The 22,774-nt window shown below is 68.7% G+C and carries 22 protein-coding genes; 12 read left to right on the top strand and 10 right to left on the bottom strand.

Translation table 11 applies throughout. From position 1 onward, the window contains the following. Positions 1-216: 216 nt before the first annotated feature. The 7 genes from NFW30_RS16255 (at position 217) to NFW30_RS16285 (ending at position 7,569) form a co-directional block, all read left to right on the top strand. Positions 217-1,047, top strand: a complete 831-nt coding sequence (locus NFW30_RS16255; RefSeq protein WP_295357965.1) for a hypothetical protein — start codon at positions 217-219, stop codon at positions 1,045-1,047. A 1-nt stretch (position 1,048) separates the two neighbouring features. Then, positions 1,049-1,570 carry a hypothetical protein gene (locus NFW30_RS16260; protein ID WP_295357962.1) on the top strand — a complete coding sequence of 174 codons (522 nt, stop codon included), beginning with the start codon at positions 1,049-1,051 and terminating at the stop codon, positions 1,568-1,570. A gap of 294 nt (positions 1,571-1,864) precedes the next feature. Next, a complete protein-coding gene (locus NFW30_RS16265; protein ID WP_295357959.1) occupies positions 1,865-3,031 on the top strand; it encodes a Fic family protein in 1,167 nt (388 codons plus the stop codon). 61 nt (positions 3,032-3,092) lie between these two features. Beyond that, positions 3,093-6,521, top strand: coding sequence for a DEAD/DEAH box helicase family protein (locus tag NFW30_RS16270; protein WP_295357957.1), 3,429 nt, complete (start codon positions 3,093-3,095; stop codon positions 6,519-6,521). A 150-nt stretch (positions 6,522-6,671) separates the two neighbouring features. After that, positions 6,672-6,947, top strand: a complete 276-nt coding sequence (locus NFW30_RS16275; protein WP_295357955.1) for a type II toxin-antitoxin system prevent-host-death family antitoxin — start codon at positions 6,672-6,674, stop codon at positions 6,945-6,947. Next, positions 6,944-7,381 carry a type II toxin-antitoxin system VapC family toxin gene (locus NFW30_RS16280; RefSeq protein ID WP_295357953.1) on the top strand — a complete coding sequence of 146 codons (438 nt, stop codon included), beginning with the start codon at positions 6,944-6,946 and terminating at the stop codon, positions 7,379-7,381. Before NFW30_RS16275 ends, NFW30_RS16280 begins: the two co-directional genes overlap by 4 nt. Beyond that, positions 7,378-7,569: a hypothetical protein gene (locus tag NFW30_RS16285; protein WP_295357951.1), complete on the top strand. Its 192-nt coding sequence runs from the start codon at positions 7,378-7,380 to the stop codon at positions 7,567-7,569. The genes NFW30_RS16280 and NFW30_RS16285 overlap by 4 nt, the downstream gene beginning before the upstream one ends. A 324-nt stretch (positions 7,570-7,893) precedes the next feature. On the opposite strand, the gene NFW30_RS16290 is transcribed toward NFW30_RS16285, so the two are convergent. Then, a complete protein-coding gene (locus NFW30_RS16290) occupies positions 7,894-8,997 on the bottom strand; it encodes a transglutaminase domain-containing protein (RefSeq protein ID WP_295357948.1) in 1,104 nt (367 codons plus the stop codon). Positions 8,998-9,135: 138 nt separating this feature from the next. Further along, complete coding sequence (locus NFW30_RS16295; RefSeq protein WP_295357946.1) at positions 9,136-9,660, bottom strand: TlpA disulfide reductase family protein; 525 nt, start codon at positions 9,658-9,660, stop codon at positions 9,136-9,138. 342 nt (positions 9,661-10,002) lie between these two features. Between NFW30_RS16295 and NFW30_RS16300 the strand changes: the two genes are divergently transcribed. The 5 genes from NFW30_RS16300 to NFW30_RS16320 all read left to right on the top strand — a co-directional run bounded on the left by NFW30_RS16300 (position 10,003) and on the right by NFW30_RS16320 (position 15,301). Beyond that, positions 10,003-10,254, top strand: a complete 252-nt coding sequence (locus NFW30_RS16300) for an AbrB/MazE/SpoVT family DNA-binding domain-containing protein (protein ID WP_295357943.1) — start codon at positions 10,003-10,005, stop codon at positions 10,252-10,254. Next, complete coding sequence (locus NFW30_RS16305) at positions 10,251-10,646, top strand: type II toxin-antitoxin system VapC family toxin (protein WP_295357940.1); 396 nt, start codon at positions 10,251-10,253, stop codon at positions 10,644-10,646. The genes NFW30_RS16300 and NFW30_RS16305 overlap by 4 nt, the downstream gene beginning before the upstream one ends. 414 nt (positions 10,647-11,060) lie before the next feature. Continuing rightward, a complete protein-coding gene (locus NFW30_RS16310; RefSeq protein ID WP_295357938.1) occupies positions 11,061-11,696 on the top strand; it encodes a glutathione S-transferase family protein in 636 nt (211 codons plus the stop codon). 25 nt (positions 11,697-11,721) lie between these two features. Continuing rightward, positions 11,722-13,791, top strand: coding sequence for a pyridoxamine 5'-phosphate oxidase family protein (locus NFW30_RS16315; RefSeq protein WP_295357935.1), 2,070 nt, complete (start codon positions 11,722-11,724; stop codon positions 13,789-13,791). Between the two features lie 70 nt (positions 13,792-13,861). Continuing rightward, positions 13,862-15,301: a dihydrolipoyl dehydrogenase gene (locus tag NFW30_RS16320; RefSeq protein ID WP_295357932.1), complete on the top strand. Its 1,440-nt coding sequence runs from the start codon at positions 13,862-13,864 to the stop codon at positions 15,299-15,301. A 209-nt stretch (positions 15,302-15,510) separates the two neighbouring features. Here NFW30_RS16320 and NFW30_RS16325 read toward each other — a convergent pair whose 3' ends face one another. From NFW30_RS16325 to NFW30_RS16360, 8 genes are all read right to left on the bottom strand, one after another. Beyond that, positions 15,511-16,410 (bottom strand): LysR family transcriptional regulator, encoded by a 900-nt coding sequence (locus NFW30_RS16325; protein WP_295357929.1) that lies wholly within the window; start codon positions 16,408-16,410, stop codon positions 15,511-15,513. Between the two features lie 295 nt (positions 16,411-16,705). Next, on the bottom strand, positions 16,706-17,683 hold the full coding sequence (gene cobJ / locus NFW30_RS16330) for a precorrin-3B C(17)-methyltransferase (RefSeq protein WP_295357926.1): 978 nt from the start codon (positions 17,681-17,683) through the stop codon (positions 16,706-16,708). Then, complete coding sequence (locus NFW30_RS16335) at positions 17,680-18,093, bottom strand: cobalamin biosynthesis protein (RefSeq protein ID WP_295357923.1); 414 nt, start codon at positions 18,091-18,093, stop codon at positions 17,680-17,682. The genes cobJ and NFW30_RS16335 overlap by 4 nt, the downstream gene beginning before the upstream one ends. Positions 18,094-18,098: 5 nt before the next feature. Then, on the bottom strand, positions 18,099-18,836 hold the full coding sequence (locus tag NFW30_RS16340; protein WP_295357921.1) for a cobalamin biosynthesis central domain-containing protein: 738 nt from the start codon (positions 18,834-18,836) through the stop codon (positions 18,099-18,101). Between the two features lie 25 nt (positions 18,837-18,861). Further along, positions 18,862-19,659 carry a precorrin-2 C(20)-methyltransferase gene (gene cobI, locus NFW30_RS16345; RefSeq protein ID WP_295357917.1) on the bottom strand — a complete coding sequence of 266 codons (798 nt, stop codon included), beginning with the start codon at positions 19,657-19,659 and terminating at the stop codon, positions 18,862-18,864. Continuing rightward, positions 19,656-20,972 (bottom strand): precorrin-6y C5,15-methyltransferase (decarboxylating) subunit CbiE, encoded by a 1,317-nt coding sequence (gene cbiE / locus NFW30_RS16350; protein ID WP_295357915.1) that lies wholly within the window; start codon positions 20,970-20,972, stop codon positions 19,656-19,658. Before cbiE ends, cobI begins: the two co-directional genes overlap by 4 nt. Beyond that, positions 20,953-22,095 carry a cobalt-precorrin-5B (C(1))-methyltransferase gene (locus tag NFW30_RS16355; RefSeq protein ID WP_295357912.1) on the bottom strand — a complete coding sequence of 381 codons (1,143 nt, stop codon included), beginning with the start codon at positions 22,093-22,095 and terminating at the stop codon, positions 20,953-20,955. Before NFW30_RS16355 ends, cbiE begins: the two co-directional genes overlap by 20 nt. Beyond that, on the bottom strand, positions 22,092-22,769 hold the full coding sequence (locus NFW30_RS16360; protein WP_295372350.1) for a precorrin-8X methylmutase: 678 nt from the start codon (positions 22,767-22,769) through the stop codon (positions 22,092-22,094). Before NFW30_RS16360 ends, NFW30_RS16355 begins: the two co-directional genes overlap by 4 nt. Positions 22,770-22,774 lie beyond the last annotated feature (5 nt).

The raw sequence follows: 22,774 nt of genomic DNA on the forward strand, positions 1-22,774 counted from the left end.
CAACACGCATCTTCTTTCATCATCCGGGGCGGCCGCAACTGCAATGACCGTTAGTCGGATTCGCCTCCCGCTGCCGCCCCTTCTGTTACAGCGCCAGTTCGCGGACCGGTTTGCCGCAGTAGAGGCCTGGAAGCGGACGCACGACGCTTGCCTACAGGCCTCGGATCAGCTCTTCGCCTCTCTCCAGCACCGTGCCTTCCGGGGAGAGCTGTAGCCATGCGCGGCGAGTTCATCGGCGTGTGGTCCGAGACCTGGCGCGAGATCTGGCTGCCGCTGATCGACCATGAAGGCGTCCCCGAGGACATCTTCTGCGAGCTGTGCCGCGAACTGGCGCGGGCGCTGAAGGACAAACCGTCGGTCGAGGCCCTGGCGGACATCATCGACAACCCGGTGCAGAGTCGCGAGGCGTTCGAGAGGACAGGCGCGAGTGACTTCGCCGGTGAGCGTGCTCTCGTGGCGTTCCTCGAAGCGGCTCACTCCGCGCTCGACGAGCTGGCCGGCGACGAGCTTTCCAATCGCTACTTCAACTTGCTCGCGAGCTTCGTCGACAAGTTCAGCCTGCGCTACGACCTGCGCCGCCCTTGCACCTTGTGCCCGACGCTACCCGGCGTGTTCGCGAGCCTGGTGCGCGATCTGCGCGCGCTCGCCAGCCAGGATGCACACCTCGATGCGCTGATGAAGGACTTCGAGAACGCGGTGCGCGACCTGCGCCACGACGGCTCCGACGGGCGCATCAAGACCTGCATCCAGAAGCAGGTGAGCCTGCTGGAAGCCATCGGGCGAACGACGCCTGGCATCACCGAGGGCGAGTTGAGCGGTATCTGCAACCAAGTCACCACTTGGCCGCACGGTGCGACCAAGGCGTCGTTGAAGAATCTCTACGGGTTCGCTTGCGACTACCCGGGGATTCGGCACGGCGGAAACCCCGCGGGTGCCCTGTGCGCCGTCAATATGCGCGACATGGTGGCCATGTCGATCCTGCTGGCGGGTTTCACGCCGTACCTCGCTGCGCAGTTGAACGCGGATTCCGTCTACCGAGGCGCATGAGATGGCGAGCGGATCAAACATCGCGAATGTGGCGCCGCTGGCCGTTCAAGAGGTTCGCTTCGAGGGCGGCATTCTTCAGCGTGGGTTCTGGCTCTATGTGTGGGAGGTGATGCCAGCGGGTCAGGCGCCGCTGTACTACGTAGGCCGCACCGGCGACAGCTCATCGACAAACGCACAGTCGCCGTTCAACCGCATGGGCCAGCATCTGGGCTTCGCCAGGAACAGCAACATGCTGCGGCGGCATCTCATGCAGCGCGGTGCGGTGCCCGAGTCGTGTGCGTTTCGGCTGATCGCGCTCGGGCCAATCGAGCAGGAGGCCAGGGCGCCGGGCCGGCGGGAGCACGACCAACGGCGCGATCTGGTCGCGGCGATGGAGAAAGCGCTCGCCGAACTTCTTGCCTCGTCGGGGCTCCAGGTGATGAACCGCGTGGTGTCACGCAAGCCGTTGGACGAAGCACGGTTTGCGCAAGTGCGGGCCGCGTTCGCCAGGGCGTTTCCGCAGCTGGTGGCTGCACGCCGGTGATCGACGAGCCCGGCATGGCGAATGGGTGCTGATCCGGCGAATTGCAACCTCGACGAGTCTTTGTCGTGACACTCGCTATCGGCAAATGGCCCGACCCATGCAACTATCTGATCTGCAAGCGTCTCTCGACAGCGCGATTGCAACCGACGGGTCGCTGGTTGCAATCTCCGAGCAATTCCGCCCCGATTCGACGACCCCGGTCGGGCGCTCCACCCTACAACAAGCCTGACCATTGATTTACGTTCGCATACTAACCTAAAATTATGCCGAGTCTTGTTATAGGTTCCCCGTCCGATGCACCGACCCGCTCCCGGCCGCTACGTCACCGTCACGACGGCCAGCGAGCCGTTTCAGGCCTTCGTGCCCGTGCCGCTGCCGCCCGAGCCGCCGATCGTGTGGTCGGCCGCACTGCGGCGGCGCTTCGACGCGGCGCTGCTGGCGCTCGGGCGGCTGGACGCGGTCACCGCGCTGTTGCCCAATGCGGCGCTGCTGCTCTACAGCTTCGTGCGCAAGGAGGCGGTACTGTCCTCGCAAATCGAAGGCACGCAGTCCTCGCTGGCAGATCTCTTGCTGTACGAGATCGACGAGCAGCCGGGCGTGCCGGTGGAGGATGCGCGCGAAGTCAGCCGCTGCGTGGCGGCGCTTGAACGCGGCCTCGAGAAGCTGCGCGGCGGGTTGCCGCTGTGCACGCGCTTGCTGTGCGAGATGCACGAGGTGTTGCTGACGCATCCCCGCGGCCGGGGCAAGACACCGGGTGAAGTGCGCCGCTCGCAGGTCTGGATCGGCGGCACGCGGCCTGGCAACGCGGCCTTCGTTCCGCCGCCGGCCGATGCGTTGCCGGAGTGCCTGACGTCGTTCGAGCGCTTCCTCAACGACGAGCCCGAGCCCGTGCCGCCGCTGATCAAGGCGGCGCTCGTGCACGTGCAGTTCGAGACCATCCACCCGTTTCTCGACGGCAACGGGCGCATCGGGCGTCTGCTGATCGTGCTGCAGCTGGTGGCCGACGGCGTGCTGCGCGAGCCGATCCTGTATCCCAGCCTGTTCTTCAAGACCCATCGGGCTCTGTATTACGAGCTGCTCAACGAGGTGCGCCTGCGCGGGGACTGGGAGCGCTGGCTCGACTTCTTCGCCGAAGGCATCGAGGCCAGCGCGACGCAGGGCGTGTCGACGGCGAATGCGTTGCTCGCGCTGGTCAACGCGGATCGCGACCGCATTGCCGGCCTGGGTCGCGCGGCGACATCGGCGCTGGCGGTACACCAGGCGCTGCAGCGCCAGCCGATCGCCACCTCGGCCGCGCTGGTCAAGTTCACGCGGCTCACGCCGGCGACGGTGAACAAGTCGCTGGCGCATCTGGAGCGCATCGGAGTCGTGGCTGAGGTCACCAACCGGCAGCGTGGCCGCGTGTTCAGCTATCGCAGGTACGTCGAGGAACTGGCTGCCGAACTGGAGGAGCCCGCGTGAGCCCGAAGGGCCGCCCCAAGGGCGAACAGCCCCGCAGCGCGTCAGCGCGGAGGGTAGTCCAGTGAGCCAGTTCGCCTTCCTGCAGGGTGAGTGGGCGGCAGTCTTCGAGTCTGCTGTGCGGGCCGAGACGGCCGCGCACGCCGATCCACGCACGGCTTGCTTCTACGCGCGGCGCGCGCTCGAACTGGCGGTGATCTGGGCCTACAAGCACGATGCCTCGCTGAAGTTGCCGTACCAGGACCACCTGTCGGCGCTGATCCACGAGCCGAGCTTCAAGGAAGCCGCGGGCGAGGCGGTGTGCAGCAAGGCGCGGATCATCAACACGCTGGGCAACCGTGCGGTGCACGGGCATCGGGCGATTCCGCTCGACGACGCGACGGTCGCGGTTCGCGAGCTGTTCCACGTGACGTACTGGCTCGCCCGGACCTACGGCCGCGCGGCGCGACCGGCACCTGGCCTGGCCTTCGACGCGTCCGCGCTCCCGAAGGCGACACCGGTGCGCGGGCAGACCGCCGAGCAGCTGCAGCAGCTCGAAGCGGGCCTGCGCGAGCGCGACGAGAAGCTCGCCGCCTTGCTGGCCGACAAGAGCACGCTCGACGAGGAGCTGCAGCGCCTGCGCGCCGAGGTGGCGGCGGCCAAGCTGGCCGCGGCGGCGGAGCCCGACACGCACGACTACTCCGAGGCCGAGACCCGCGAGTACTTCATCGACCTGCTGCTGAAGGAGGCTGGCTGGCCGCTCGACCAGCCGCCAGGTCACGCAGCTGCGCGGGAGTTCGAGGTCGGCGGCATGCCCAACGAGAAAGGCGTCGGCTTCGTCGACTACGTGCTCTGGGGCGACGACGGCAAGCCGCTCGGGCTCGTCGAAGCCAAGCGCACCCGGCGCGACGCGCGCGTTGGCCAGCAGCAGGCCCGGCTGTACGCGGACTGCCTGGAGCGCCAGTTCGGCCAACGGCCGCTGATCTTCTACTCGAACGGCTACGAGCACTGGCTCTGGGACGACACGCGTTATCCGCCGCGCGCGGTGCAGGGCTTCTACAAGAAGGCGGAGCTGGAGCTTGCGATCCAGCGGCGCAGTACGCGCAAGCCGCTGGCGGCGGGCGAGATCAATCCTGCCATCGTCGAGCGCCATTACCAGACGCGCGGCATCCGGCGCATCGCCGAGGCATTCGAACGCGACCACGACCGCAACGCGCTGCTGGTGATGGCCACCGGCGCCGGGAAGACCCGGACGGTCATTGCGCTCGCCGATCTGCTGATGCGCTGCAATTGGGTCAAGCGGGTGCTGTTCCTCGCCGACCGCGTGGCGCTGGTGAACCAGGCGGTGAATGCCTTCAAGCACCACCTGCCCGATGCCTCGCCGGTGAACCTGGTGACCGAGAAGGACGCGGAAGGACGGGTCTTCGTCTCCACCTATCCGACGATGATGGGGCTGATCGACGAGACGCGCGATGGCCAGCGACGCTTCGGGGTCGGCCACTTCGATCTGGTGATCATCGACGAGGCGCACCGCTCGGTGTTCCAGAAGTACCGCGCCATCTTCGACTACTTCGACTCGCTGCTGGTCGGGCTCACGGCCACGCCGACAGACGAGGTGGACCGCAATACCTACAGCCTGTTCGACCTCGAGAACGGCGTGCCGACCGACGCCTACGGACTCGACGAGGCGGTACGCGACGGCTTCCTCGTGCCGCCGAAGGCCGTTTCGGTGCCGCTGAAGTTCCAGCGCGAGGGGATCAGGTACGACGAGCTGTCCGAAGAAGACAAGGACCAGTGGGACGCGCTGGAGTGGGACGACGACGGCAGCGTTCCCAATCGCGTGGAGGCCGAGGCGGTCAACAGGTGGCTGTTCAACAAGGACACGGTGGACAAGGTCCTGGAACATCTGATGACGCGGGGCTCGACGGTGGCCGGGGGCGACCGGCTCGGCAAGACCATCCTGTTCGCCAGGAACCAGCACCACGCCGAGTTCATCGCGGAGCGCTTCAACGCCAACTACCCGCACTACAAGGGCGAGTTCGCGCGCGTGATCACGTTCAGGACCGAGTACGCACAGAGCCTGATCGACAACTTCTCGGCCAAGGACAAGGCGCCGCACATCGCCATCTCGGTGGACATGCTCGACACCGGCATCGACATTCCCGAGGTCGTGAACCTGGTCTTCTTCAAGCTCGTGCGCTCGAAGACCAAGTTCTGGCAGATGCTCGGTCGGGGCACGCGCCTCTGCGCGGACCTGTTCGGGCCGGGCAATCACAAGGAGTACTTCTGCGTCTTCGACTACTGCCAGAACCTGGAGTACTTCAGCCAGAACATCCCCGCCACCGAGGGAGCGCTGGGTGAATCGCTGGGCAAGCGGCTGTTCGATGCCCGGCTGGAGCTGGTCGGTGAGCTGGACAAGAAGTTGGCCGAAGCCGACCGCCAGACGGCGCGCGAGACACGGGCGCCTCCGCATGGGCACCCGGCATCGGAGGGCGAGGTGCGCGCGCAGGTCGCAGCGTTGCTGCACAGGGAAGTGGCCGCGATGAACCTCGACAACTTCGTCGTACGGCCGCGGCGGCGCATCGTCGAGCAGTATGCCAAGGCCGAGGCGTGGAAAGTGCTGTCGTCGGAGGCGCTCCTGGATCTGTCGCACCAGGTCGCGGGCCTGCCATCGGAACTCGACCCGGAGAACGAGGAGGCGAAGCGTTTCGATCTGCTGGTACTCAACCTGCAGCTCGCGATGCTGCGGTCGGAGCCGGGCTTCGCCCGCCTGCGCGATCAGGTCAAGGAGCTCGCCGGTCTGCTGGAAGAGAAGTCGGCGATTCCGATGGTGCTCAACCAGATGGCGCTGATCCAGGACGTGCAGACCGACGAGTGGTGGCAGGACGTGACCGTCCCGATGCTCGAGGCGATGCGCCGGCGCCTGCGTGATCTGATCAAGCTTATCGAGCGGAGCAAGCGCAAGCCCATCTACACCGACTTCGAGGACGAGATGGGCGGCGAGACTGCGGTCGAGCTGCCCGGTTTCGGCGAGGGCACCGACTACGCGAAGTTCCGCGCCAAGGCTCAGGCCTTCCTGCGCGCGCACCAGGACCACATCGCGATTCACAAGTTGAGGATGAACAGGCCGTTGACCACCTCCGATCTCGCTGAGCTTCAGCGAATGCTTGCCGAGAGCGGCGTCGGCGGCGCGGAGGAGATCCAGCGCGCCGCCGAGGAGTCCGAAGGGCTCGGGCTCCTTGTGCGCTCACTGATCGGCCTCGATCGCCAGGCGGCAAAGGAGGCCCTGGCCGGGTTTCTCGACGGCAAGTCTCTCGGCGCCAACCAGATCGAATTCGTAAACCTGGTCGTGGACCATCTCACCGAACACGGCATGATGGACGCGGCGCGGCTCTACGAATCCCCGTTTACCGATCTGACGCCGTGCGGCCCAGACGGGATGTTCACTTCGGGACAGGTCGACGAGCTGGTGCGCGTCCTCGCGAGTATCCGCGCGATGGCGAGTGCAGCATGAGCTTCACGCCGGCGTCGACCCATCACGGCAGCGCCAGCCTGCCGGTGGACGTGCTCGGCGCGTACGTGCCGCTGCCCAACGCGCTGTGGGCCGAGTAGTCTCATAGGCGTATGATGTGACTACATCCCCCGTCCCGCAGGAGATTCAGGCATGACGCAACCCGTGGTCAGCATCCGCGAGCTGAAGAGCCGCTTGAGCCATTACCTGCGCCTCGCCCGCGGTGGCGAGTCGGTGGTCATCACCGACCGCGGGGTACCTGTCGGACGCCTGGTGGCGATCGGGCAGGACCACGAAGGGCAGATCGCCGCGCTGCGCGCCGCCAAACAGATCCAGTGGAGCGGTCGGCGGCTGATGCCCCGCAAGCCTACAGTCCTGATCCCGGCAGGCAAGAGCGTCGCCGAGCTCCTCATCGAGGATCGCGAGTGATCCTCTATCTCGACGCGAGCGCCTTGGTGAAGCGGTACGTGGCTGAGGCGGGCTCGGCCGAGGTCGCCGCCTTGATCGATGGCGCCCACAGCGTGTCGACCGCGCTCATCAGCCGGGCGGAGGTCGCCGCCGCGCTGGCCAAGGCGGTGCGCGTCGGGTTTGCGACACCTGGGGCCGCAGCCGCTGGACTGGCGGATTTCGAGGCGGACTGGCCCGACCTGATCCGCCTCGACGTCAATGAGGCCGTGGTCGCGCGCGCAGCCTCGGTCGCCTGGCAGCAGGGCCTGCGCGGCTACGACGCGGTGCATCTGGCCAGCGCGCTGCGCTGGCAGGAGGCACTCGGCGACCCCGTCACCGTCGCCACCTATGATCGCGAACTCTGGCGCGGTGCCCGAGCGAGCGGGCTCGTGCCGTGGCCCGCTGACCTGTCGTGAGCACAAGGAGCGGGGCTTGGCTCGGCTTCGACACGCTGCGCCTCGAAGGCGCGCTGCTGCTGCCCGACCTGCTGGAGAAGGCCGCACACGGCCAGGCGAGCGGCCACGCGGCCAAGGGCTACGACGTCCCCCGCGGCTTCACGCTGCCGGAGGAGATCGGCCGCGCATGCCGCATTGCCCAGGCGTAGTGGGAGGCCTATGGCGCAACCCTGCAGCGCACCGGCCTGGACGCCGCCGCCCGCCGCATCCATCCTCTGGGCTACAGCGTCTGCCGCCTGCGCGAGCGCTGCCTGCGCCGCGTGGCGCGCGACGCGCACGACGACCTGTGGCAGGGGAGGCGCAGGTGATCGCCTTCCGCGCGCTGGCAAGTAGTGAACCGCGCCTCGCGCTGCCGGCGCTGGGCGGGCTGCTCGCGTCCCATCGCGGCAGCGCCCGGGAGGTTTTCGCCGGCGTTGGCAGCGCAGCGCCGTTCGCCAGACGCGCGCGGTTGGCGACGCCGGCCCGGCGGAGCTTCAGGCACTCACCTCGCGCGAGCTGATGCGGTAGCGGAAGCTCTCCGGGTCGAGGCTGTCGAAGCGGCCGGCGGCGTTCTCGCCCTGCGGATACATCAGGAACGGGATCTTCGGGCCGCTGGAACCGGGCAGGCTGAGGTCATGGGCGGTGTTGTACGCCAGCCAGTTCATCTCCCAGCTGCCGAACAGCCGGTCGCGCACGGCGACGACGACGTCGTCCTGCAGCTTCAGCCCCGGTTTTTCCTCGAGCACCACCTTGCGCACGTCGGCCGGATCGACCGGTACCCAGCCGAAGCCGGCAAGCCAGACCTCGGCCCGGCAGTGCTGCGCCTTGCTGATCTCGCCCGACTTGCCGAGGCTCCTGTAACCGAAGCGCGAATCGGCGACCCGGATGCCGTAGACGTCGCGTGCCGGCAGCCCGGCGGCGCGCGCGAGGCCGACGTAGAGCGCGTTGAGGTCGGCGCACTTGCCGGAGAGGTCACCGCTCTCGAGCATCGCGCGGATGTCGCCGACGCCGCAGCCGCGGGTCTTCGGGTTGCGCGCCGTGTGGTCGACGACCCATTCGTAGATGGCGCGAGCCTTGTCCAGATCGCTGCGCGCGCCGCCGGTGATCTCGTTCGCCGTCCGGCGGACGATGCCGTCGGTTGGCAGCAGGTCGGTCGGCCCCGTGTAGCGTTTCAGCGCTGCCTTGTCGAGCGCCGGTACCGGGCCGGGGCGGCTGAAGTCGGTCGCCCGGTCGCGGGCGGCGATGCGGCTGGTGACTTCGACGACGGGCGCGGTGGTGTCGGCGTTCCAGGTGGCGACGAGCATCTGCGCGCCGTAGACCGGATCGCGCTCGATCTGCATGCTCGCCGCGTTGCCCTGCCAGAGATTGCCCATCGGTGTGATCCAGGTCGCCTCGTCGAGCGAGGGCAGCGGCAGCCAGACGCGCGTCGCGCTGCCGGGACGGGCGACCTCGACGCGCAGGGTGACTTCGAACACGCGCCAGCCGTTTGCCGGGTTGGGGTCGAAGAAGGCGGTCGCGGTGGCGCGCGCCGGGCGCCAGACGGCGGCGCCGGCGACGCCGAAGAGGGTGGCGCTGCGGAGGAAATCACGTCGATCCATGGTGGGGCTCCTGAGTGGGCAAGCGGAAAATTGGCCGTGCCGGCGGACGGCGACCGCCGGCGGGGAGGTTGCGGCGAAGCGGGAGGCCGCGCTCGGGAAGGTGGCGTTTGCGCAGCTGCCGTTCGCGCGTGCGTGGCTTCATCGCCGCGTTCGCTCGAGGACGCCGCGCAGCCGCTCGCCGACGGCCGCCGATTCCCAGTCGATGGCACCCTGGCCGCGCAGGCGGATGCGGTGGCGGTGGTCGAGGACGAGGGTCGTCGGCAGCAGGCGGACACCCCAGGCACGGCTGATCTGTTGCTCGCGGTCGTCGATCACCGGCAGTTCGATGACGTGGGCGGCGAGGAACTCGTCGACGCGTGCCCGCTGGTCGGCGACGGCGACCGTGACCACCGCCAGCCGCTGCCCGCGCCAGTGGTTGCCGAGCTGTTGCAGCGCCGGCAGCTCCTCGCGACACGGTTCGCACCAGGAGGCCCAGAAGTTGATCAGCACCGGGCGGCCGGCGAGCCCGGCGAGCATGCGGTCGAGCGGCGTCCCGGCGGCAGCCGGTGGTGGGTGCGCGGTGACGGCGCTCAGCTCGGCGGCGCCGGCCGCCCCCACGAGCAGACAGGCGAACAGCACGAGCAAGCCGCGGCGGGGCGCGGCGCCGTGCCGTACGGACGACACGACAGTGCCGCGCGACGGGGGCGCTGCAGTTTCGATCGATCTCTCCCGATTTCATCAACCGCCACGAGGCGGAAGCCCTCGCGACTTACGGTGTTGCTGCTGGCCGACGACTCGCCGGCGCGAACGATGGCGGTAACGCAGACCGCCGGGGCGCGATTATCGCATGCCGGGGCGCCGCGGCGAGCGCATGGCGCCGTGCAACAGTCGGTGGGGAGTCTGGCAGGGGGCTCGCCAGCTGCACCGTTGTCAATCGCCCCACGGGCCGCCATCTCGCGATGCCGGTTGCTGATAATGCGGACCTGCATTATTCTGGCGGTATCGTTGAGCCAAGAGGGTTGTACCATGACCACGCTGACTGTTACTGCAAGGGGGCAGGTGACTTTCCGGAAAGAGGTGCTGCAACACCTCGGCATCAAGCCGGGAGACAAGATCGAACTGGACTTGCTGCCGGATGGTCGAGGTCTCCTCAAGGCGGCCCGGCCTGCCGCAACGATCGATGGCTTCGTCGGATTGCTCGCGGGTCGGACGCGGAAAGTCGCCACCGTCGAAGAAATCAGCGAGGCGGCGGCGCAAGGCTGGGCGGGCATGGAATGAAGGTCACTGTCGATACGAACATCCTGGTTCGAGCGGTCGTGTGCGACGATCCCGAGCAAGGAGGCATGGCCGCCAAGCTGTTGACCGACGCCGAATTGATCGCCGTCGCGTTGCCGTGTTTGTGCGAATTCGTGTGGGTGCTGCGCCGGGTCTATGGCTTCCAGCCGTCGGATGCCGCCGCCGCAATCCGCGCCTTGCTGGCCACGGCAAACGTCGAAACGAACAGGCCAGCCGTGGAAGCAGGCCTGTCGATGCTCGAAGCAGGTGGCGATTTCGCCGATGGCGTCATTGCCTACGAAGGGAACTGGCTTGGCGGACAAACCTTCATCTCCTTCGACAGGAAGGCGGTTGCGCTGCTGGCGGCGCAGGGGCAGTCTGCGCGCCTCTTGTGAGGCGCCGCTGGGAAGCGGGCGTTTCCCGACAGGGGTAGCGATCGAGTATCCATGCCATGCGGTTTGAATGCGCCATTCCATCAGGGATGTCAGGACTCGACGCTTGCGAGGAGTAGGGCGGATACGCTCGGCGATGGCGGGCTGTGCAAGTGCGCCGGCGTGCAGCAAGGGCATGCGGCAGCCACTCCCCGCCTGGCGCATGCCCGGCGCGCAGCTCGGGACGACCGCGCCAAGGGCCGAGGCGTACACGGCTTGCCGGATCATTGCAGAAACTGGAATGGTGATTTGCGCCGTACGACGATTCCCCTCAGACGATTTCGCGCCGACCATGTCTACCCGTGACCGGCGCTCGCATGGGCCTCCCGGAAACTGCCCCGCGTCGTCACCTCGTCCCCCACTCTCTGGAGAATCATCATGTCGGCCACCCCCGCCACCGCCATCAAACTGTATCGTCATCCCTTGTCCGGCCACGCCCATCGCGTCCAACTGATGCTGTCACTGCTCGCTCTGCCGACGCAACTCGTCGACGTCGACCTGATGAAGGGAGCGCACAAGGAGCCCGAGTTCCTGGCCCTGAACCCGTTCGGCCAGGTCCCCGTGATCGACGACAACGGAACGATCGTTGCCGATTCCAACGCGATTCTCGTCTACCTGGCACGCCAGTACGGAGGTGAACACTGGCTGCCGAGCGACGCCGTCGGCGAAGCCACGGTGCAAAGGTGGCTGTCCGTGGCCGCCGGTCAGATTGCCTTCGGGCCGGCGGTGGCGCGTCTGGTGACGGTCTTCGGAGCGAAGAAGGATGCGGACGCAGCGATTGCCCTTGCGCACGCCGTCCTGGGCGTCATCGAGAGCGAGCTGTCGCGGCACCCCTTCCTCGTCGGTGACGGGATGACCATCGCCGATGTCGCTGCCTATACCTACCTCGCGCATGCGCCCGAGGGCAACGTGTCCCTGGACGACTACCCGAAGGCGCGCGACTGGCTGGCGAGAATCGAGGGCATGCCCGGCTTTGTCGGCATGCAGAAGACCGCCGTCGGACTGGCAGCGTGATCACCGGCACCGGGAGCTGGCAAGAATGAGCGCTGCAACCACTTCCCCCTGGCACCGCGGCGAGCGCGAGTTGCAACAGAGCGTCGGTGTCGCCGAACGCATGGAGGTCTTTGGTCGCCAGGTCATCCGCGACTTCATGCCGGAGCAGCATCGCACCTTCTACCGGCAGCTACCGTTCCTGGTGATCGCCGCCGTCGACCAGGCGGGCGATCCCTGGGCGACGCTCGTCGAGGCGCGCGCCGGCCTGGCGCAGTCACCCGACGCGCGGCACCTGCAGATCAACGCCCTTCCCGGCCAGGGGGATCCCGCAGGCGACGCGTTGCGGCCGGGCGACGGTATCGGCGTGCTCGGCATCGAGCTGCAGACGCGCCGCCGCAATCGCGTCAATGGCAGGGTGGTCGCATGCGACGACCGCCAACTGACGCTGCAGGTCGAGCATGCCTTCGGCAACTGCCCACAATACATCCAGGCAAGGAACTTCAGCTTTGCCGGTGATCCCGCCGAGCCTTTCAGTGGTCGCAGCGAACTCCTGTCGACACTCGACGCCGAGGCGAGCGCCATGATCCGGGCTGCCGATACCTTTTTCGTCGCCAGCTATGTGGATCCGGATGGGGATGCAGGCAGGCGGCAGGTCGACGCCTCGCATCGCGGTGGCAAGCCCGGCTTCGTCCGTGTCGACGCCGATGTGCTGACCATCCCCGATTTCGCCGGCAACCTGCATTTCAACACGCTCGGCAATCTGCAGGTCAATCCGCGGGCAGGCCTGCTCTTCATCGACTTCGCCACCGGCGATCTGTTGCAGCTTGCCGGTCGTACCGAACTCGTCCTGGCCGGTGACGAAGTGGGCAGTTTCCGGGGCGCCGAGCGGCTCTGGCGTTTGCATGTCGACAAGGCGGTGCGCCGTCGCCGCGTGCTGAAACTGCGCTGGCGGCTTGAGGAAATCTCGCCCAACTGCTTGATGACTGGATCGTGGGAAGAGGCTCTGGCTCGCCAGCAGGCAGAAGCGCTGCGCAACCAGTGGCGGCGTTTTCGCATTGCAGGCATCATCAACGAAAGCGCGACCATCAAGTCCTTCCATCTCGAAGCCGCCGACGGCGCCGGATTGCCGCTCTTCAGGGCCGGGCAGCACCTGCCCATCCGGCTGGCCGTCGCTCCGGGAGCTGCCCCGCTCATTCGCACCTACACCCTGTCGGTGGCGCCGTCGGATGGCTACTACCGCATCAGCGTCAAACGCGCAGGACGGGTTTCGCGGTTCCTGCATGAGCACGTCGCCGTCGGCGATGAAATCGAGGCGCGTGCGCCGCTGGGCGATTTCGTCGTGGCTGCGCATGAACGCCGCCCGCTCGTCCTCCTCTCGGCAGGGGTGGGAATCACCCCCATGCTTGCCATGCTGCGCGAGGTGGTGTACGAAGGCGTGCGTACCCGCCGCGTGCGCCGGACATTCTTCGTGCATGCGTCGCGCACCCTGGCCGAGCGGCCCTTCGACGGCGAACTGCAGGAACTGGTCGAGCGTGCCGATGGTGCGGTTGACGCAGTGCGCATTCTGAGCCAGCCTGAACCGGCTGCCGTTCTCGGCAGCGACCATGACGTTCACGGCCGCATCGACCTGCCCTTGCTGAAGGCCATCCTGCCCTTCGACGATTTCGATTTCTACCTCTGCGGTCCGGCGGCGCTCGCCCAGGACCTGTACGACGGCTTGCGGGCGATGCAGATTGCCGACGAGCGAATCCACGTCGAGCAGTTTGGCCCCTCGTCGCTGCGCCGAAGGGTGACGGAAGCAGTCACGGAAAACCCCCGACCCACCCTGCCGGCAGCCGAAACTTCCGTCGCGGTCGTGTTTGCGCGGTCGGCCAAGGAGGCCCGCTGGCAACCGGGTGGCGGCAGCCTGCTCGAGCTGGCGGAAGCGCGCGGGCTGACGCCGGAATTCAGTTGCCGGGGCGGCTCGTGCGGCACCTGCAAGACCCGGATACTCGCCGGCCAGGTCAGCTACACGTCGCTGCCGGCCGTCGCCCTGGGGACCGACGAGATTCTGACTTGCTGCTCGGTGCCGGCAGCGGGTGCCGGCAATGCGGCGGGCCTGGTGCTGGACCTGTAACGTGTCGCTGCCCGTCCATCGCCGGCGGCGGGCATCGGCAAGGACTGATTCGACGAAAAGGGGCTTGTCCGTGAATACACTGGAAGTTGATGTTGCCATCATCGGCGCCGGCACTGCCGGAATGTCCGCGTACCGCGCCGCGCTGGCGCACACCCGCAGCGTCGTGGTGATCGAGGGAGGGCCGTACGGGACGACCTGCGCACGGGTCGGTTGCATGCCCAGCAAACTGCTGATTGCCGCCGCCGAGGCGGCACATGTGGCAAGGCACGCCGATGCCTTCGGCGTCGTCGTCGATTCGCTGCGCATCGATGGCGCCGCCGTCATGCAGCGCGTTCGTGACGAGCGCGACCGCTTTGTCGGCTTCGTCACCGAGGCGGTGGAACATTGGCCGGCCGAGCATCGCCTGCGCGGCCACGCCCGTTTTCTTGACCGCCACACGTTGCAGGTGGGCGAGCACACGCGCGTCACGGCGGGACGCATCGTCATCGCCACCGGCTCGCACCCGAACGTGCCGGCAGATTGGCGCGAGGCCGCCGGCGACCGGCTGATCGTCAACGACGACGTCTTTGCCTGGCAATCGCTGCCGCAGTCCGTCGCCGTGCTCGGTACCGGGGTGATTGCCCTGGAGTTGGCGCAGGCCTTGCATCGATTGGGCGTGCGCGTCGGTCTCTACGGTCGCAGCGAGCGCGTCGGTCCGCTCACCGACCCCGTCCTGCAGGCCGAGGCGCGCAAGCTCTTCGCGCAGGAACTGCCGCTGCGCCTGGGTGCGTCCGACTTGCACCTGCGGCGTGTCGGCAACGAGGTCGCCGTTCGCGTCGGTGACGAGGATCCGGGCGTTGAGCAGCGTTACGAGTGGATACTGGCGGCGAGCGGCCGCCGTCCGAATCTGCACGCACTGGACCTGCAGCATGGCGGACTGCCGCTGGACACGCGCGGCGTGCCCCTCTTCGATCCCAGTACCGGCCAGATTGCCGACAGCCACGTCTTCATCGCCGGCGATGCGACGCATGAGCGGGAGATCCTGCACGAGGCGGCGGACGAGGGCCGTATCGCCGGTGACAACGCCGGCCGCTTCCCCGACGTGCGCGTGCGCCCGCGTCGCGCCCCGCTGTCGGTGGTGTTCTCCGATCCGCAGATCATGCTCGCCGGGCGGAGCCACGCGCAGTTGCTGCGCTCGGGGGTGGACTTTGCCGTCGGTGCGGTCTCGTTCGAGGATCAAGGGCGCAGCCGCGTCATGCTGAAGAATCGGGGGGCCCTGCATCTCTACGCCGAGCGGTGCAGTGGTCGACTGCTGGGTGCCGAAATGCTCGGTCCGGCGGCGGAGCATCTGGGGCATATGCTCGCCTGGTCGGTGCAGCGAGGCGACAGCGTACAGGAGATGCTCGACAGTCCCTTTTACCACCCGGTCATCGAGGAGGGTCTGCGAACGGCGCTGCGCGGGCTGCAGCGCGCCCTGCGCATGGGGCCGCCGCCCGTCGAGCATTGCCTGGACTGTGGTCCCGGCGCGTGAACCATGGCCCGGAGAGCGTCCAATACAGAACCAAGGCGCCCGGGCAGCCACAAACCGTCGGCTCACCGACTGGGTTCAGGCCGCAAGCGCGCGCCGACGCAGAGGTTGTGAAAAGATAGAAGATCGGGCACCGATGGTGCCGTAACCGGTTGTTTTATTGAGACGTTTATTAGCATATTGCTCCGTTTCAGGTATTTTTTCACAGCCTCTCAGTTCAGCGCCGGATCCGCCCGCAAACGTTCGACCGCCAGATCAAGAAACGCGCGTACCCTCTTTGAGGCATGCCGTCCCTCGCGGTGCAGCACGTGCACGGGCAGCGCGGGTGGCTCGAAGTCGCTGAGCACGGCTTGCAGCCGGCCGCTGCGCAAGTGTTCAGCGACCTGGTAGGAGAGCAGACGGGTCAGGCCCAAACCGCCCAAGGCGGCCGCCACCGCCGAGTCGTTGCTGGTGGTGGTCATCCGCGCCTGCAGCTTGACCACGCGTGGCGAACCGTCCTCGATCAGTCGCCATTCCGGCGTCGGCGTGACGCCCGCCGCCGAGACGATCCGGTGGCCGAGCAGATCATCGGGCGTACGCGGCTCGCCGCACTGGTGAAGATAGGCCGGGGCCGCGCAAATGACCCGGCGCACGCGTCCAACCGGCAAGGCCTGCAGCGAGGAATCGGCCAGTTCGCCGATGCGCACCGCGACATCGACGCCTTCGTCGAGCATGTTGATCACACGATCGAGAAACAGACAGACGGCGCTGACCTCGGGATAACGCAACAGGTATTCGCTGACGATGGGGGTGACGAACTGGGCACCGAACAGTACCGGTGCCGTCAGCGTCAGGCGCCCGCGCAGTGCCCTGTGCGTGCCGCCCACCGATTCGTCCGCTTCGGCGACCTCGGCCAGAATGCGCCGACAGTCATCGGCATAGCGTGCGCCGGCGTCAGTCACCCGGACAATGCGCGTGCTGCGCGCCAGCAGACGAACGCCCAGTTGCCGTTCGAGTTCGTTGATGGCTCGCGTCACCGCCGATGGTGAGAGGTTCAGCTTGCGCGCCGCGCCGGCGAAGCCGTTGGCATCAACCACGGCCACCAGTACCTGCATGTGATGAAGTCTGTCCATGCTGTCGCGCACTCCGTTGCGCAAAGCCCAAAGGGGCGGTTGGCTGTCGGCTGTCCCTATGGGCGGAAATTCCACCTGCCCGGCATTTCCGCTCGTGGTTTGCCTCCATTCCGGCGACGGTGCACAGGAGGATTCCACGGATCATGCCTGGACCATTGGTGAATAAATCTGCTGCGCGACCGATCTGCGGCGTTGCTCACTCGCTCACTCCTCGCCCATCCATCTGATATGTCTCGTCGTTCGCTCGCTCGCGCCTGGCATCTCGGCCTGCTCGCGACGATTTCTTCACAACCTCTCAGTCTTCCGCAGTTTCCAGCGGCGTGTCGAGCACCGACTGGATGTAATCGGCCGGCAGGCGGTATTCGCGCGCCAGATCGGCGGCCGAGCGGCCGCTCTGCTGGATCGTCGCGATCCAGCCGTCGAGCCCGGTCGACAGCGAGCGGCCGGCCTGCTCGCCGCCGCGCGTGGCGCGCTCGCCGTCGGCGACGGCGTACTTGTTGTCGTAACCGCGCGGCGTCACCATCAGCCCGTCGCGGACGAAGGTGCTCGAGTTGCCGATCAGCACCGTCGTCAGCATGCCGATGTCGGCATCGACCAGCCGCTCGAGCGTGCTGAACTCGACCCGCTGCTTCGGCCGGTAGGCCGACTTGACGATCGCCACCGGAGTCCGCGGGTCGCGGTGACGCAGGAAGATGCGCTGCGCCTCGGCGATCTGCCGCGTCCGCCGCCCGCTCTTCGGGTTGTACAGCGCGACGACGAAGTCGGCGCCGGCGACGGCGTCGAGGCGGCGGGCGATCGTCGGCCAGGGGGTGAGCAGGTCGGAGAGCGAGATGGCGCAGAAATCGTGCGTCAGCGGCGCGCCGACGAGCGCGGCGCAGGTGTTGAGCGCCGAGGCGCCGGGGACGATCTCGACCTCGATCGCCGACTCCGGTGTCCAGCCGGCGTCGAAGAGCACTTCGAAGGTCGGGCCGGCCATGCCGTAGACGCCGGCGTCGCCGGACGAGACGATCGCCACCTTGCGGCCCTGGCGGGCGCGGTCGAGCGCTTCGATGGCGCGATCGAGTTCTTCGGTCATCGATTTGCGGATCACCTCCTTGCCCGCCAGCAGGTCGGCGACGAGGCGGATGTAGGTGCTGTAGCCGATCACCGTGTCGGCTTCGGCGATCGCCGCGCGCGCGCGCGCGGTCAGGTGGTCGAGGCTGCCCGGGCCGAGGCCGACGAGCATGATCTTGCCGGTCTGGACGGTGGTTTCGCGGAGGGGTTCTGGCGTCATGCGGGGATCCTGGCGATGGAGACGGTGGCGTGGCGTCCGTCGGCGCCGCGCAGCTTGTGCTTTTCGATGAGCAGGTGGCGGCTGTCGGCGCCGGCGGCGAGCAGTGCCGCCGCTTCCGATACCGATGGCGTACCGGTGTGGCGGCGGACGGTCTCCGACGGGTTGGGAACGGCGACGGCGGCGAGTTCGCTCGCCGGGTGGAAGACGATCGTCCAGCCGTTGGCGCGCGCCACCGTCGCCAGTCCGGCCTCGTCGGCCTTGAGGTCGATCGAGGCGACGACGCGCACGTCGGCGACTGCGCCGCCGCAGGCGGCGAGGGCTTCGGCGATCGCCTGCGCGATGGTCGCCGCCGGGGTGCCGCGGTCGCAACCGAGGCCGAGCGCCAGTCGCGGCGCCGTCTTCGCCGGCATCGTCGTCATGCCGGCGGACGGTAGGTGACGCAGCGGCCGGCGAGGCGCGCGGCGAGCGCGGCCGGCATGGCGCGCCGGCTGATCCAGAGGACGGCGGCGAAGTCGTCGATGGCGACATCCTCGATCCGGGCGAAGCGCCGCACGTTGGCCGGCAGGGGTCCGTCGCGGCCATTGGCATGCCCGGCCCACCAGTCGGCGCTGCCCGTTTCCTGGACCAGCGCCACCGGCTCGTCGTTGACCATCGCCGCGCTGCAGTGGACCAGTTCGCCGTGGCTCGCCGCGAGCGTCCAGCCCAGTTCGCGGCCGAGCAGGTCGACGGCGATCGTCGCGCGGGCGTCCGAGGCGGTGGTCAGCACGGCAGTCGCGCCGAGCGCCGTGGCGAGGTGGCCGGCGAGCGCGTTGGCGCCGCCGAGATGGCCGGAGAGGACGGGAATCGCGAATCGGCCGGCCTCGTCGACGACGACGATCGCCGGGTCGGTCTCCTTGCCCTTGAGGTGCGGCGCGATCAGGCGGACGACGGCGCCGAGCGAGACGATGGCGACGATGCCGTCGAACGCGGCGAAGAGCGCCGGCACCTGGTCGCCGACCTTGCCCGCATAGCAGTGCGCGGCGCCGGCGGCGGCGTTCTCGGCCTCGGCGCGGAACCTGTCGGGGGCGAAGAGCTGAGCACCGGGGAGGGCGGCGACGACGCGGCCGGCGAGCGCGATGCCGTGGCGCGTGATGGCGACGACGGCGATCCTCATCGCGACGGGATCCGGCTGGCGGCCATCAGTTGCCGCCGGCGGCCACCTCGGCCGCCTCCCGGCGGCTGCGGCAGCCGCGTCGCAGTTCGCCGCGCTGGCGTTTCGGGTTCTGCACCAGGAGCAGCGACAGGTAGTTGGCCTTGCTGCCATGGAGGCTGGCGAGGTCGCGGACGACGCGCTCTTCGGGCGAACCGACCTTCTCGATGAAGCACGAGGTGGCGAGCAGGTCGCGCCGCGCGAGCAGTTCGATGATCTCGTCGAGCAGCGGCTTGACCTTGAGCAGCGCCAGCGTGTCGAACTCGTCGAGCAGGTGGTCGATGAGCTCGACGCCGTAGGCGGCGGGAATGATGGCGAAGGTCTCGTCCTCCTCGGCGAGCGTCGTGCCGGTCGCTGCGGCGGCGGCGGCGAACGACGAGACGCCGGGAATCGTCTCCACCGCAACCTGCGGCGCCAGTTCGCGGACGACGCGCGCGAGGTGGCCGAAGGTCGAGAAGGTCGACGCGTCGCCCTCGACGAGGAACAGGAGGTCGCGGCCCTCGGCGAGCAGTTCGACGGTGCGCACGGCGGCGCGGGCCCAGGCCTTGCCAAGGATCTCCGGGTCGCGCGTCATCGGGAAGACGAGCTGCTCGGCATCGGCCGGGATCGCGAGGCCGCCGCGCTCGACGATCGCCAGCGCGTAGGAAGACTCCTCGGCCTTCTTCACCGGGTATAGCCAGCGGGCATCGGACTGCAACGCCGCCCAGGCGCGGCGGGTGATCATCCCGGGGTCGCCGGGGCCGAGCGAGGCGCCGATCAGCTTGCCGAAGCGGGGTGTCGCGCTCATGTCGTGTCCTTTCCAGGTTTGCGGGTGGTGACGATCCAGACCGGGTTCTGCGCCGCCAGCCGGTGCAGGTCGAGGATCGGCTGGCTGCGGTTCGCCTGCAGCTGGACGACCTGCCAGTCGGCGCCGGCAGCCTGCAGCCTGCCGGTCGCCGTGGCCAGGTTCTCGAGGGTGACGAAGTTCATCACCAGCCGTCCGCCCGCTCGCAGGCGGTCGAGGACGAGGTCGATCAGCTCGCCGAGTTCGCCGCCGGAACCGCCGATGAAGACGGCGTCGGGGTCGGGCCAGTCGTCGAGGCCGGCGGGCGCCCGGCCCTCGATCAGCGTGTAGTTGCCGACGCCCAGGCGGGCGGCATTGGCGCGCGCGATGGCGGCGTCGGCGGCATTCTTCTCGATCGCCCAGACGTGGCCGTGTGGCGCCAGTCGCGCGCATTCGAGACCGACCGCGCCCGAGCCGGCGCCGATGTCCCAGACGGTCGCCGCTGCCGTCAGGCGCAGCTTGGCCAGCGAGACGGCGCGCACCTCGAGCCGGGTGATCAGCCCGCTCGCCGGTGTCCGCTGCAGGTACTCGTCGTCCTCGCGGCCGAACGCCGGTTCTGCCGGCAGCTCGTCGCGCTCGACGAGGACGACGCTCGGCTCGGCGAAGTGCATCGTCGCCGCTGTCGCCGCCGAAAGCCGCGGATGCAGCTTCTCGTCCGGCAGCAGCAGGCGGCTGGCGACCGACAGGCGCAGGGTGTCGCCATGGCCGGCGGCGAGCAGTGCGCGCGCCAGCCGCGCCGGGTCGTTGGCCGGGCTGGTGAAGACGAAGACGCGGCGGTGCAGGGCGATCGCCCGCAGCACCGGGTAGAGGCCATGCGCCGGGGTCGCGCCGACGGTCCATTCGCCGGCATCCTGGCTGTGGCACGAAGCGATCGTCACGTCCTGCCAGGCCTTGCCGAAGCGCGCGCAGGCGATCTGCAGCGTCGACGGCGCCGGCAGCACGGCGACCGGCAGTCCGGACAGACGGTCGATCAGGCTGCTGCCGATGCCGTGGCAGAGCGGATCGCCGGTCGCCAGCACGGCGACGCTGCGGCCGGCGGCAAGGGCGTCGCGAATCCAGCCCGGGCACAGCGCCAGCGCACCGTCGAGCGGGCGCAGCTCGCAGCTCGCTGCCAGTTCCGATCGCACGAGCTGCAGCGTCCGCTCGACGCCGATCACCAGCGCGGCAGCGCGCAGGCAGTCGCGCGCGCTGCCGGCGAGGCCGTGCCAGCCGTCGTCGAGGATGCCGACGACGGTGCAGGTCGGCTGCGGCGCCGGCTCAGGGGGTTGCGGGTTCATCGACACGGCAGATGAAGCGGCCCTCGAAGTCGCAGACCAGGATCGACAGCCGGTAGTCGCCCGGGTACTGCCGCTTGAGGCTCCGCATGGCGCGGTCCGCCAGCTCACGGTGGAAGGGAACCGTCAGTCCGAGGACGGCGAGCTTCTCGGCGGCGAAACGGGCCGTTTCGGCGGCCCGGATGGCGGCGATCAGCTCGCCCGGCGCGGCGACGGCGCGTGCCGCATCGGCCAGGATCTCGCGGTCCACCTCGGCCCGCCAGGCGTGGGTGACCGCCAGCCCCTGGCTCATCTTGGTCAGCTTGCCGACCATCGCGCCGACATACACCTGGCGCATGTGACGCTTGATCGCGGTGGCGAAGGCGGCCTTGACGAAATCGCCCATCTGCACGAAGCAGGCCTCGTCGAGCCCGGGCAACTGGCGCATGGCGAACTTCTCGCTGCGGCCGCCGGTGGTGAGGACGACGCTGCTCTGCCCCTGCGCGGCGGCGACATCGATCGCCTGCACGACGCTGGCGCGAAAGGCGGCGGTCGAGTACGGCCGGACGATGCCCGTGGTGCCGAGGATCGAGACGCCGTCGAGGATCCCCAGGCGGGCGTTGAGCGTCTTCTTCGCCATCTCCTCGCCGCCGGGCACCGAGATGCGCACCTCGATGCCATCGATCGCCAGGAGGTCGGCAGCGACGGCGCGCACGTTGTCGCGGATGTTGCGCTGCGGTACCGGGTTGATCGCCGGTCCGCCGACCGCCAGGCCGAGCCCCTCGCGCGTGACGACGCCGACGCCGGGCCCGCCGCACAGGGTGATCTCGCCGGCGCGCCGCGGCAGCCGGCGGACGTCGGCGGTGAGGTGGGCGCCGTGCGTTGCGTCCGGGTCGTCGCCGGCGTCCTTGACTACCGCGGCATGGGCGACGCGGGCGTTGCCTTCACCCTCGACGCGACCGTCGATGACGGCGAAGATCACCTCGCGGCCGTTCGGCAGCCGGCAGGCGATGCTCGCCGGCACTTCGCCGGTGAGCAGTCCGCAGGTCGCCGCGCGCGCCGCCGCCGCCGAGCAGGCGCCGGTGGTGAAGCCGGTCCGGTTGCCGCGCGTGCGCCGGGTGTCGCCCTTGCGGACCTTTTCGCTCATGCCGCCCGTCGTCGCTGCGTCGCCTCGGCGAGCGAGAGCAGCGCATGGATGGCGGCGACGACCAGCGTCGACCCACCCTTGCGTCCCTTGACCGTGATCCACGGCACTTCGTCCAGCGTCCGCAGGAGATCCTTCGACTCGGCCGCCGAGACGAAACCGACCGGCATGCCGATGACCAGAGTCGGCCGCATGTCGTGCTCGCGAATCAGCCGCACGACCTCGATCAGCGCCGTCGGCGCGTTGCCGATGGCGACGATGGCGCCGTCGAGTTCGCCGAGCCGCCACGCCTTGCGCATCGCCTGCACGGCGCGGGTGCTGTTCTCGGCCCGCGCCCGCTCGATGACGTCGGCGTCGGAAATGTAATGCCGCGGGCTCAGTCCGAAGTGTTGCAGGCGGGGCGCCGAGAGGCCGACACAGATCATCTCGACGTCGGCGACGAGCGCCCGCGGGCCGTTGAGGATGGCGTCGAGGCCGGCGCGCATGGCATCGGGATGGAAGGCGGCGAGGCCGTTGAACTCGAAGTCGGCGCTGGCGTGGATCATTCGCCGCACCAGCGGCCACTGCTCCGCGCTGTAGCCGTGCGGGCCGACCTCGGCGTCGATGATGGCGAAGGAATCGTGCTCGATGGCGCGGCCGGCGGCGGTGAGCTGTTCGGTGATGGCGTCGTTGGTCATGGCGT

Source organism: Accumulibacter sp. (genome assembly GCF_023806635.1).
Lineage (GTDB): Bacteria > Pseudomonadota > Gammaproteobacteria > Burkholderiales > Rhodocyclaceae > Accumulibacter.

Excerpts from the sequence above, each read along its gene's own strand:
- NFW30_RS16255 (WP_295357965.1), top strand. The coding sequence starts at position 217 with ATGCGCGGCGAGTTCATCGGCGTGTGGTCCGAGACCTGGCGCGAGATC.
- NFW30_RS16260 (WP_295357962.1), top strand. The coding sequence starts at position 1,049 with ATGGCGAGCGGATCAAACATCGCGAATGTGGCGCCGCTGGCCGTTCAA.
- NFW30_RS16265 (WP_295357959.1), top strand. The coding sequence starts at position 1,865 with ATGCACCGACCCGCTCCCGGCCGCTACGTCACCGTCACGACGGCCAGC.
- NFW30_RS16275 (WP_295357955.1), top strand. The coding sequence starts at position 6,672 with ATGACGCAACCCGTGGTCAGCATCCGCGAGCTGAAGAGCCGCTTGAGC.
- NFW30_RS16290 (WP_295357948.1), bottom strand. The coding sequence starts at position 8,997 with ATGGATCGACGTGATTTCCTCCGCAGCGCCACCCTCTTCGGCGTCGCC.
- NFW30_RS16300 (WP_295357943.1), top strand. The coding sequence starts at position 10,003 with ATGACCACGCTGACTGTTACTGCAAGGGGGCAGGTGACTTTCCGGAAA.
- NFW30_RS16305 (WP_295357940.1), top strand. The coding sequence starts at position 10,251 with ATGAAGGTCACTGTCGATACGAACATCCTGGTTCGAGCGGTCGTGTGC.
- NFW30_RS16310 (WP_295357938.1), top strand. The coding sequence starts at position 11,061 with ATGTCGGCCACCCCCGCCACCGCCATCAAACTGTATCGTCATCCCTTG.
- NFW30_RS16315 (WP_295357935.1), top strand. The coding sequence starts at position 11,722 with ATGAGCGCTGCAACCACTTCCCCCTGGCACCGCGGCGAGCGCGAGTTG.
- NFW30_RS16325 (WP_295357929.1), bottom strand. The coding sequence starts at position 16,410 with ATGGACAGACTTCATCACATGCAGGTACTGGTGGCCGTGGTTGATGCC.
- cobJ (WP_295357926.1), bottom strand. The coding sequence starts at position 17,683 with ATGACGCCAGAACCCCTCCGCGAAACCACCGTCCAGACCGGCAAGATC.
- NFW30_RS16335 (WP_295357923.1), bottom strand. The coding sequence starts at position 18,093 with ATGCCGGCGAAGACGGCGCCGCGACTGGCGCTCGGCCTCGGTTGCGAC.
- NFW30_RS16340 (WP_295357921.1), bottom strand. The coding sequence starts at position 18,836 with ATGAGGATCGCCGTCGTCGCCATCACGCGCCACGGCATCGCGCTCGCC.
- cobI (WP_295357917.1), bottom strand. The coding sequence starts at position 19,659 with ATGAGCGCGACACCCCGCTTCGGCAAGCTGATCGGCGCCTCGCTCGGC.
- cbiE (WP_295357915.1), bottom strand. The coding sequence starts at position 20,972 with ATGAACCCGCAACCCCCTGAGCCGGCGCCGCAGCCGACCTGCACCGTC.
- NFW30_RS16355 (WP_295357912.1), bottom strand. The coding sequence starts at position 22,095 with ATGAGCGAAAAGGTCCGCAAGGGCGACACCCGGCGCACGCGCGGCAAC.
- NFW30_RS16360 (WP_295372350.1), bottom strand. The coding sequence starts at position 22,769 with ATGACCAACGACGCCATCACCGAACAGCTCACCGCCGCCGGCCGCGCC.